Origin of the sequence: Ruegeria arenilitoris, from assembly GCF_013030265.1 — a bacterium.
GTDB classification, from domain to species: domain Bacteria; phylum Pseudomonadota; class Alphaproteobacteria; order Rhodobacterales; family Rhodobacteraceae; genus Ruegeria; species Ruegeria arenilitoris_E.
Map to the genome: position 1 here is coordinate 1 of NZ_WPZQ01000023.1, position 1,627 is coordinate 1,627.

Genomic DNA, 1,627 nt, shown 5'->3' on the forward strand with positions numbered 1-1,627 from the left:
TAAAGCCACCTCTTTCGGAACTTCCGATCAAGACCGCTGACAACGGTTTTTATCGGGGGTTCAGTATTAATGTGACGGTGATCAGCAAGATCATCATCAGCCTGCTGGTTGTCTGGTGTATTGTGTGGCCGACACAAGCCGGGCGCGTCCTGGGCGATTGGAATGCGGCCATTCTGGCGCAGTTCGCCGCCTGGTACATCTGGGTTGTGACTGCATTTGTGATCGTTTGCATAGGTTTGGCGATGTGGCCCACAGCAGGGCGGCTGAAGCTGGGTGTGGAAGGCGAGAAGCCCGAATTTTCAAACTTCTCATGGTTCTCGATGATGTTTGGTGCGGGCATCGGTGTTGGCATGCTGACATGGGCCGTTGCTGAACCGGTGGCGCATTTCAAAAACAACCCGTCGGTCATTCAGGGTGTCACAACGGCTCTGGACGCCGACAATGTACGTACGGCCTATGTCTGGTCTTATCTGCATTGGGGTTTCGGGGCTTGGGCATGTTACGCGATAGCTGGTTTGGCGCTTGCTTTCTTCAGCTACCGTCGCGGGCTGCCACTGACGATCCGCTCTTCATTGACTCCATTGTTTGGTAAATCGCTGTCGGGCAACCTCGGCCATTTGATCGACATCGTCGCCGTTGTTGCCACTATTCTTGGGGTAGCCCAGACATTGGGTTTCGGTGTCGAGCAGTTCGTTGCAGGGCTCACACGTATCGGTGTCGGCGGCCTTGCTCAGCCTGATGGTTCGGCCACGACACTGGGCATCGTCGTTGCTCTGATTGTCATCATGGGTGCGTCGACCTTGTCGGCTCTATCCGGTGTCGGGAAAGGCATCAAATGGCTGTCGAACATCAATATGGGCCTATCGATCTTCCTTTTGGGTTTCTTCATCCTGTTCGGTGCCACCTTCTTTGGCGCAAAGGCGTTCTTCGTAGGCATCTGGGATTATGTGATCGCGCTGCCATGGCTGAGCTTCAACGTGTACGCCTCTGATGGTGTTGAGGGGTCGGAAGCGTTCCTGCTTGCACAGTGGCAGGGCTGGTGGCCGGTCTTCTACTGGGCGTGGTGGATTGCGTTCGCACCCTTTGTCGGCCTGTTCCTGGCGCGGATTTCCAGAGGTCGGACGATCCGTGAATTCGTATTGGGCGCGATGATCGTGCCCGCGCTGATGTGCTTTGTCTGGTTCGCCTGGGCCGGAGGCACGGCAATCGATCTGGAACTGAACGGAGATGCAAACGGCGTCATTCTGGATGCGGCGAACGGCGACAAGATCTTTGCAATGACGGAACACATGCTTGCTCCGATTGCAGAAGCATTGGCGTGGGCGATGGCCGCTGTGATTGTTGTCCTGCTGTTGACGTTCCTTGTAACGTCCGCTGACTCGGCGGTCCTGATCGTGAATACGATCAATGCAGCCGGCGACGAAGGTCCCAAAGCGCGCCCGCACATCATGTTCTGGGGCGCGGCTCTGGCATTGGTAGTTGGTGGTCTGCTGATCTCTGGCGGAACAGGAGCGATCCAGACCGCGATGGTCATCGGGGCGCTGCCATTCTCGATCGTCATGGCACTAATGTGCATCGCGCTGATCAAGGCCATCTGGAACGACGGCAGGCGCGAAGCTGCAGGCGT

Annotated in this window: 1 protein-coding gene; it reads left to right on the plus strand. The window is 56.7% G+C overall.

What is annotated here, in order from left to right:
* A partial coding sequence (locus GOX61_RS22300; protein WP_170337274.1) for a BCCT family transporter occupies window positions 1-1,627 on the plus strand: 1,627 nt, incomplete at both ends.